This window comes from Rhodococcus sp. EPR-147, assembly GCF_001647185.1.
Classification (GTDB): Bacteria; Actinomycetota; Actinomycetes; order Mycobacteriales; family Mycobacteriaceae; genus Rhodococcoides.
The window spans coordinates 1-8,001 of the sequence record NZ_LVCU01000444.1; the positions used below are offsets into that span (position 1 = coordinate 1).

8 protein-coding genes are annotated in these 8,001 nt (G+C 64.9%); 2 read left to right on the forward strand and 6 right to left on the reverse strand.

Annotated features, from left to right (window positions below; all coding sequences use genetic code 11):
* The 3 genes from A2J02_RS19410 to A2J02_RS19415 form a co-directional block, all read right to left on the reverse strand.
* A partial coding sequence (locus A2J02_RS19410; protein ID WP_068052373.1) for an extracellular solute-binding protein occupies positions 1-852 on the reverse strand: 852 nt, incomplete at its 3' end.
* A 203-nt stretch (positions 853-1,055) separates the two neighbouring features.
* The gene (locus tag A2J02_RS28970; RefSeq protein WP_310180897.1) at positions 1,056-1,145 is read right to left on the reverse strand and encodes an Ms4533A family Cys-rich leader peptide; all 90 of its coding nucleotides are present in this window, start codon (positions 1,143-1,145) and stop codon (positions 1,056-1,058) included.
* 118 nt (positions 1,146-1,263) lie between these two features.
* Complete coding sequence (locus A2J02_RS19415; protein WP_068052375.1) at positions 1,264-1,497, reverse strand: hypothetical protein; 234 nt, start codon at positions 1,495-1,497, stop codon at positions 1,264-1,266.
* 147 nt (positions 1,498-1,644) lie between these two features.
* Between A2J02_RS19415 and A2J02_RS19420 the strand changes: the two genes are divergently transcribed.
* A complete protein-coding gene (locus A2J02_RS19420; RefSeq protein WP_442971489.1) occupies positions 1,645-3,636 on the forward strand; it encodes a glycoside hydrolase family 15 protein in 1,992 nt (663 codons plus the stop codon).
* A 10-nt stretch (positions 3,637-3,646) separates the two neighbouring features.
* Here A2J02_RS19420 and A2J02_RS19425 read toward each other — a convergent pair whose 3' ends face one another.
* Positions 3,647-4,654, reverse strand: coding sequence for a nitronate monooxygenase (locus A2J02_RS19425; RefSeq protein ID WP_068052379.1), 1,008 nt, complete (start codon positions 4,652-4,654; stop codon positions 3,647-3,649).
* Between the two features lie 126 nt (positions 4,655-4,780).
* Positions 4,781-6,628: a translation elongation factor 4 gene (gene lepA, locus A2J02_RS19430; protein WP_045194648.1), complete on the reverse strand. Its 1,848-nt coding sequence runs from the start codon at positions 6,626-6,628 to the stop codon at positions 4,781-4,783.
* A 150-nt stretch (positions 6,629-6,778) separates the two neighbouring features.
* On the opposite strand from lepA, the gene A2J02_RS19435 reads away from it, so the two are divergent.
* Entirely contained in the window at positions 6,779-7,348 is a 570-nt protein-coding gene (locus A2J02_RS19435; protein ID WP_068052382.1) for a type II toxin-antitoxin system PemK/MazF family toxin, read from the forward strand.
* Between the two features lie 48 nt (positions 7,349-7,396).
* Here the strand turns inward: A2J02_RS19435 and A2J02_RS19440 are convergent.
* Positions 7,397-8,001 (reverse strand): transglutaminase-like domain-containing protein (locus A2J02_RS19440; protein ID WP_068052384.1); only part of this gene is annotated, 605 nt, incomplete at its 5' end.

The following is an 8,001-nucleotide window of genomic DNA, read 5'->3' on the forward strand; positions in this document are numbered from 1 at the left end:
CTCGGCCCAGATCTTCTGCCCCTCGTCGGTGTAGACGAAATCGTTCAGCGCATTGGCGCGATCGAGATTGGCGCTGTCGTTGATCACTGCCACGGGATTGTCGATGCGGAACGTGATGGGAACGTCGACGTGCTCCACGCTCTGCCCCTGTTCCTCGATCAGGAGTGCTTCGTTCTCGTAGCTGAGCAACGCATCACCCTGACCCTGCAGAAAGGCTTCGGTTGCGGCGCGGCCGGATTCGGGCTGAACCGGGAAGTGATCGGCAACGAGGGTGCGAACGAAGTCCAGACCGGCCTGCTTGTCCTGGCCGCCGTTGCTCTTCGCCGCGTAGGGGGCGAGCAGGTTCCACTTGGCCGAACCCGAACTGAGCGGGCTGGGGCTGATGACCTGAACGTCGGGCTTGACCAAATCGTCCCAGGTACGGATGTTCTTGGGGTTGCCCTCGCGCACGACGATGGTCACCACGGAGCCGAACGGCACTCCGGCGTAGGCATTCTGGTTCCAGTCCTCGTCGACTTTGCCTGCCTGCACCAGACGGGTGATGTCGGGCTCGACCGAGAAGTTGACGATATCGGCGGGTGCGCCGTCGGCCACCTTGCGTGACTGGTTGCCCGATGCGCCGTAGTCCGCGTTGATCGCCGTTCCGTCACCGTCCTCGGTTGCAGCGAAGGCGGGACCGATTGCGTCCCAACCATTCTTGGGGACGGCGTAACCCACGAGGGTCAGTGCGGGGCCGCTCGCGGTGTCCGGCTCGCCGCCGACGACGTCACTGGATCCGCCGTTGCATGCGGTGAGCAGAAGGGTTCCCACAGCCGCGAACGTGGTCAGCAGGTAGCGAGAGCTGTGCCTCATCGAGAAAAGGCCTTTCGTGACAGTGTGCAATGAGTACGAACTGGGCATGGTCGACATTCCCGAAGTCGAACCGGTGCACCACCGTGGCCGCGAGTCATCGCGAGATCACCGAGGGCGGCAGAAAGTACGTCGTGAACCGCCCGACCGCGAGAAGTAGGCGCGTGGGCAACGGATCGACGGAACCGATTCGACGAAGGAAAGAATCAACAACAGTCGATATCGGCGACTGCCAGCATGCCGACAGCGATCAACGCCAACTGATGGCGGACGCGGTACTCGGCGGCAGAAGACACGGTCAGAAATCTAGCAGAGGTTCCGGACCGACTCTAATCGGCTATCTAGTGAGCAACCAGGCGATGACAACCAGCACCAGCAGCGCGATGAGCGCCAACGTGACCCGAGACCGTGGCATTACTGTCCATCCTTCGTCGTAGTGGTGGCCGCACCCGTCGGCTCCGCGTCGCGAGCCGCCCGTGCATCACGCCCGAGCACGTGCAGAACCACCGCGAGCACACGATCGAACACTCGTGCCAGCAGGAACGCGGTAGGCACGATGACCAGCAGCACGACTACCGACTGTGGCACGAACGGCAAACCCGTCACCCACAGTTCGACGCCGTCCCACCAGCGTGCGATCGATTCCACCCTCGCAGCTTAAACCAGCTCGTTCCGCTCTCACGCCACGCCGATCGACGACCAGCAGTGGACGCATGCCATCTATCGGTCGATGATTACGCCATGACGGCCTACGAAGATCTTTCGCCAGTGCCCCCGGTGGCCGACGAGCCCGCCATGGGGTCGGGGCATCCAGGTTTGGGCGGGGTCGAGGTCCAGGGAGCGTTGGGCAGCACCGACGCACCGGTGTCCACCCTGACGTCCTACCGGAGCGCCTTTCCGCCGATCGACGACTGTGCGTTCCTCTCGGATTGCGAGACGACCTGCTTGATCGCTCGAAACGGATCGGTCGAGTGGATGTGCGTGCCTCGGCCGGACTCCCCCAGCATCTTCGGCGCGGTTCTCGATCGCAGCGCAGGCCATTTCCGTGTCGGGCCGTACGGTCAATCGGTCCCCGCGGCACGGCGGTATCTGCCCGGTGGCCTGATCGTCGAGACGACGTGGCAGACCGAGACCGGTTGGCTCATCGTCCGCGACGCACTCGTCATGGGACCGTGGCACAACACCGATCAACGCTCTCGCACTCACAAGCGCGCACCGAGCGACTGGGACGCCGAACACATCCTGCTGCGCACCATCAAGTGCGTCAGCGGCACAGTCGAACTCGAGATGAGCTGCGAGCCTGCCTTCGACTACCACCGCGCGCCGGCGAAGTGGGAGTACACCGGCAAGGTGTACGAGGAGACCACCGCCACCTGCGAAGCCAGTGCGGGCGGCGATCAGCCCACATTGAAGCTGACCACCAATCTCCGCATCGGCATCGAAGGACGTGAAGCCCGCGCCCGCACTCGAATGACGGAGGGCGACAACGTGTTCGTCGCTCTGTCGTGGTCGGATCTGCCTGCGCCGCAGACGTTCGAGGAGGCCGCGGACAAGATGTGGCGCACGTCCGAATGCTGGCGGCAGTGGATCACGATCGGCCGGTTCCCCGATCACCCGTGGCGGGGTTACCTGCAGCGCAGTGCCCTGACGCTCAAGGGACTGACCTACGCCCCCACCGGCGCGCTGCTGGCGGCGTCGACCACCTCGCTTCCGGAAACGCCGGGTGGAGAACGGAATTGGGACTACCGCTACACGTGGGTACGCGACTCGACGTTCGCACTGTGGGGCCTCTACACACTCGGACTCGACCGGGAGGCAAACGACTTCTTCGCGTTCATGTCCGATGTGGCGACAACGGCGAACGGCGAGGTCAATCCGCTCCAGGTCATGTACGGCATCGGCGGCGAGAAGACACTCGACGAGAGCGAGTTGCCGCACCTGTCCGGATACGACGGCGCACGTCCGGTCCGTATCGGCAACGGAGCCTACGACCAAGAGCAGCACGACATCTGGGGCACGATGCTCGACTCGGTGTATCTGCACGTCAAGTCGCGCGAGCACGTCCCCGAATTCCTGTGGCCCCTGCTCAAGCGACAGGTGGAGGAGGCGATCGCCAACTGGCGCAAGCCCGATCGCGGCATCTGGGAGGTGCGCGGTGAACCGCAGCACTTCACCTCCTCGAAGCTCATGTGTTGGGTCGCACTCGACCGCGGGGCCAAGCTCGCCGACATCCACGGCGAGAAGGAGTATTCGGCCAAGTGGAACGAAATCGCCGACGAGATCAAGGCCGACATTCTCGAGAACGGCACCGATTCTCGGGGTGTCCTCACTCAGCGCTACGGTGACCCGTCGCTGGATGCGTCACTGCTGCTCGCACCGCTGCTTCGATTCCTACCTGCCGAGGACGAACGCATCCGCGCGACAGTGCTCGCCATCGCCGACGAGCTGACCGAGGACGGCCTGGTCCTGCGCTACCGAACCGACACCACCGACGACGGTCTGGCGGGAGAGGAAGGTACGTTCACCATCTGCTCCTTCTGGCTCGTGTCGGCGCTGGTCGAGATCGGTGAGCTCCCTCGGGCCAAGCACCTCTGCGAGCGTCTGTTGGGATACGCGAGCCCACTCAAGCTCTACGCCGAGGAGATCGACCACCGCACAGGCCGTCACCTCGGTAACTTCCCGCAGGCGTTCACCCACCTCGCACTCATCAACGCGGTGGTGCACGTCATCCGCGCCGAGGAAGCTCAGGTGGCAGGGCACTTCCAGCCCGCCCACTCCAACCCCTGAGAGGGAGGGCTCAGCGGCCGAGTTGTCTCGCCCATTCGGCGATCAGCTCGGCCGCGGGCTTCGCCTGAGCACGGCGGTGACCGGTTCCGGCCCACATCGACAGTCCCGACGGATCGCCTGCCGCCGCGGCCTTCGCTCGCATCGGAGCGGTCAGGTAGTGCAGATCGGGATAGGCCAGGGGCGCGGCGTCGGAGTTCTGGCGCATGAACTCGTTCACCAGACCCCGCGCAGGGCGGCCGGAGAATGCCTTGGTCACCGCGGTGTCGGGAGCGAGCGTCAGTTGCTCGCGGTGTACGGGTTTGGTGCCGGCCTCGGGTGTGTTCAGCAACGCCGTACCGAGCTGAGCCGCGTGCGCAAGACCCGAATCGAGCAGTGGCGCAATGTCGTTGCCGTCCATCAATCCACCTGCAGCGATTCGCGGTAGGTCGGATGTCTCGCGCACTGCGATCAGCAGTTCGGTCAGTGGTTCGTCCGGGGCCGACCCGTCGAACGTGCCTCGGTGCCCGCCCGCTTCGGGTCCCTGCACCACGAGCGCGTCCACCCCGTTCGCGGTGGCCACCGATGCGTCCGACGCGGTGGCGACGGTGGCCCACACCTCGGTTCCCACGGCGTGCAACTGGGCGACCTCGTCCGCGTCGAACGTCGCGAACGTACTCGACACCAGCGGTACCGGGTGTGCCAGCAGCCAGGCGAACTTCTCGGCGTAGAAGTCGTCCCGGCGCACCAACTCTCCCGGCTCCGCATCGAAACGCTCGAACCAGGACGTCAGGTGCTCGGCATAGGACGCCACATCCGCACCCGATGGCTCCTCCGGCAGAAAGAGATTGACACCGAACAGCAGATCGCGCACCGAATCGATCTGCGCCGCAAAGGCTTCGGGTGTCAACAGCGCACCGGCGATCATGCCGAGCCCACCTGCCTCCGACACCGCACGGGCGAGTTCGGGAGTACTCGGGCCACCTGCCATCGGCGCACCGACAACGGGAACACGCAGCTGCTTCAGAATCGGCGTCGTCACAGGTTCGAAATGTACTCGCCCGCCATGTGCGGCTGGATGTGGTGGGGACCGCGCGCCCTCACTGACAACTGCGCGCCCCGGCTCCGATGCGAGTAGGGGCGTGCAGTCGACAGAAAGGGTGTGAGGTTACTTCTTGGGCTTGTCCGACGAGGATTCCGAGGACAGTGCGGCGACAAAGGCTTCCTGCGGCACCTCGACGCGGCCGATCGTCTTCATCCGCTTCTTGCCCTCTTTCTGCTTCTCGAGCAGCTTGCGCTTACGGCTGATGTCGCCGCCGTAGCACTTGGCCAGCACGTCCTTGCGGATCGCGCGGATGTTCTCGCGGGCGATGATGCGAGATCCGATGGCGGCCTGGATCGGCACCTCGAACTGCTGGCGCGGGATCAGTTCCTTGAGCTTGGTCGTCATCTTGTTGCCGTAGGCCGCAGCAGCGTCCTTGTGCACGATCGCCGAGAACGCATCGACGGCCTCACCCTGCAGCAGGATGTCGACCTTGACCAGCGCACCGCTCTGCTCGCCGATCTCCTCGTAGTCGAGGCTGGCGTATCCGCGTGTTCGGGACTTCAGGATGTCGAAGAAGTCGAAGATGATCTCGGCCATGGGAATGGTGTACCGCAGCTCGACGCGGGTCTCGGACAGATAGTCCATGCCCCCGAGTTCTCCGCGTCGTCCCTGGCACAGTTCCATGATGGAACCGATGAATTCGCTCGGCGAGATGATGGTGCACTTGACCATCGGCTCGAACACTTCGCGCGCTTTGCCCTCGGGCCAGTACGACGGGTTGGTCACGATGTGCTCGGCACCGTCTTCCATCTCGACGCGGTAGACCACGTTCGGCGACGTCGAGATCAGGTCCAGGTTGAACTCTCGCTCGAGCCGCTCGCGGGTGATCTCCATGTGCAGCAGACCGAGGAAGCCGCAGCGAAAACCGAAGCCGAGAGCCACCGACGTCTCCGGCTCGTACGTCAGTGCCGCGTCGTTGAGCTGCAGCTTCTCGAGAGCGTCACGCAGGTCGGGGTAATCCGAACCGTCGAGCGGATAGAGGCCCGAGTACACCATCGGACGGGGCTCGCGGTAACCGGTGAGCGGCTCGGTCGCACCCTTGCGGAAGGTGGTGACGGTATCGCCGACCTTCGACTGGCGGACGTCCTTCACGCCGGTGATGAGGTACCCCACTTCGCCGACGCCCAGGCCCTTGGTCGCCTTCGGATCGGGTGAGACGATCCCGACCTCGAGCAGCTCGTGCGTCGAGCCGGTCGACATCATCGTGACCTTCTCGCGCGGATTCAGCGCACCGTCGACCACGCGAACGTAGGTGACGACGCCGCGGTAGGTGTCGTAGACCGAGTCGAAGATCATCGCGCGGGCAGGCCCGTCCGGGTTGCCGACCGGGGCCGGAACCAGCTTGACGACCTCGTTGAGAAGTTCCTCGACGCCCACACCCGTCTTACCGGACACGCGGAGCACGTCGTCGGCCTCGCACCCGATGATGTGGGCGATCTCGGCGGCGTAGCGGTCCGGGTCGGCGGCGGGCAGGTCGATCTTGTTCAGCACCGGGATGATGGTGAGCTCTTTGTCGAGAGCGAGGTAAAGGTTCGCGAGCGTCTGCGCCTCGATGCCCTGCGCGGCGTCGACGAGCAGCACTGCACCTTCGCAGGCCTCGAGGGCGCGCGATACCTCGTAGGTGAAGTCGACGTGGCCGGGCGTGTCGATGAGGTGCAGCACGAATTCCTCGCCGTCGACGACCCACGGGAGCCGGACGTTCTGCGCCTTGATGGTGATGCCGCGCTCGCGCTCGATATCCATCCGGTCCAGGTACTGAGCGCGCATCGACCGGTCGTCGACGACGCCCGTGAGCTGCAACATCCGGTCGGCCAGCGTCGACTTGCCGTGGTCGATGTGGGCGATGATGCAGAAGTTCCTGATCCTGGACGGATCGGTGAACGTCGTGTCGGCGAAGCTGGGCACTCGTATCCTTCGGCTGGCGTGTTCGAAATGAGCGAACGGGTTTCCCTATCGTCCCACGCCGAGAACGGTGCGCCGTCCCCGGCTGTCCGACTCGGGTGTTCTCGTCCCCGAGGTTCGGGCGATGAGCAGCAGAGTCTGCATCGCTACACTCGCCGCATGGCTGGCAACTGGAGCAGATTCGGCAAGGAACTGAGCAAGATCGCGATGCGCGAGGGCCCCCGACTGCTGCGTCAATTACAGAAGTCCGGAGCCCTGCAGAAGGGCAAGGACGCGATCAGCGGGACGGCCACACGCACGTCTGCTCCGGCACCTCGTCCGGGCCGGCCGGTGGCGTCGCAGACCAGGCCCACGGCGCAACGCGCCCGCACCATCGAGTACTCCCCCGACCTGGACGGCAAGGCCGACCCCGGCGAAATCGTCTGGACCTGGGTCACCTACGAGGAAGACGCCAGCCAGGGCAAGGACCGCCCGGTGTTGGTCATCGGCCGTGAGGGCAACGATCTGCTCGGCCTGATGTTGTCGAGTCAGAGCAGCCGCGACGGAGACCGTGACTGGCAGTCGATCGGGTCCGGGCCGTGGGACGCCGAAGGCCGACCGAGCTGGATTCGTCTGGATCGAGTACTCGACGTGCCCGAGGACGGCATCCGACGCGAGGGTGCGATTCTGAGCAAGCCCCAATTCGATTCCGTGGCAAACAGATTGCGCCGCGACTTCGGCTGGAACTGATGTGTGCGCGTTGTGCGCCCATGAAAGGGCGCACAACGCGCATCTGGCTCACGCCAACCGGGTGATCTCCACGACCACGTCGAGGGCCGTCGAACCGCCGCCGGAGAAGATGCCCTTGAGCGGCGGCACGTCGGCGTAGTCGCGGCCGAGTCCGACCGACACGTGCTGCTCGTTGACGGCGATGGCGTTGGTCGGGTCGTAGCCCCACCACGCACCGGTCCAGGCCTCGATCCACGCGTGGCTCTGGCCCTCCACCGTCGCACCGATCGCGGCCTGCTTCTTGGGATGCAGGTAACCCGAGACGTACCGGCTGGGGATCCCGACGCTGCGCAGCATCAGCAGTGTCAGGTGGGCGTAGTCCTGGCAGACGCCCTTCTTCTCCGACCACGCTTCCACGGCCGAGGTGTGCACGCCGGTGGTTCCCGGCACATAGGACATCTCCTGGTTGACCCAGTTGGAGATCTCCACCACCGATTCCTGCGGCGGTAGCCCCTTCGACAGCTTCTTCGCCACCGACGCGAGTTGCCTGTTCTTCGGCACGTATTCGGTGTTGTCGAGGACCTCGTTGAAGCGGTCGATGACCTGCTCGCTCGCGAGTTCCTCCCAGGAGGCGTTCTCGTCCGGGTAGACGAAGGGATCGGTCTCGACCACCG

Bases quoted from the DNA above. Each gene is read 5' to 3' on its own strand.
- A2J02_RS19420 (WP_442971489.1), top strand. From the start codon at position 1,645: ATGGGGTCGGGGCATCCAGGTTTGGGCGGGGTCGAGGTCCAGGGAGCG.
- A2J02_RS19435 (WP_068052382.1), top strand. From the start codon at position 6,779: ATGGCTGGCAACTGGAGCAGATTCGGCAAGGAACTGAGCAAGATCGCG.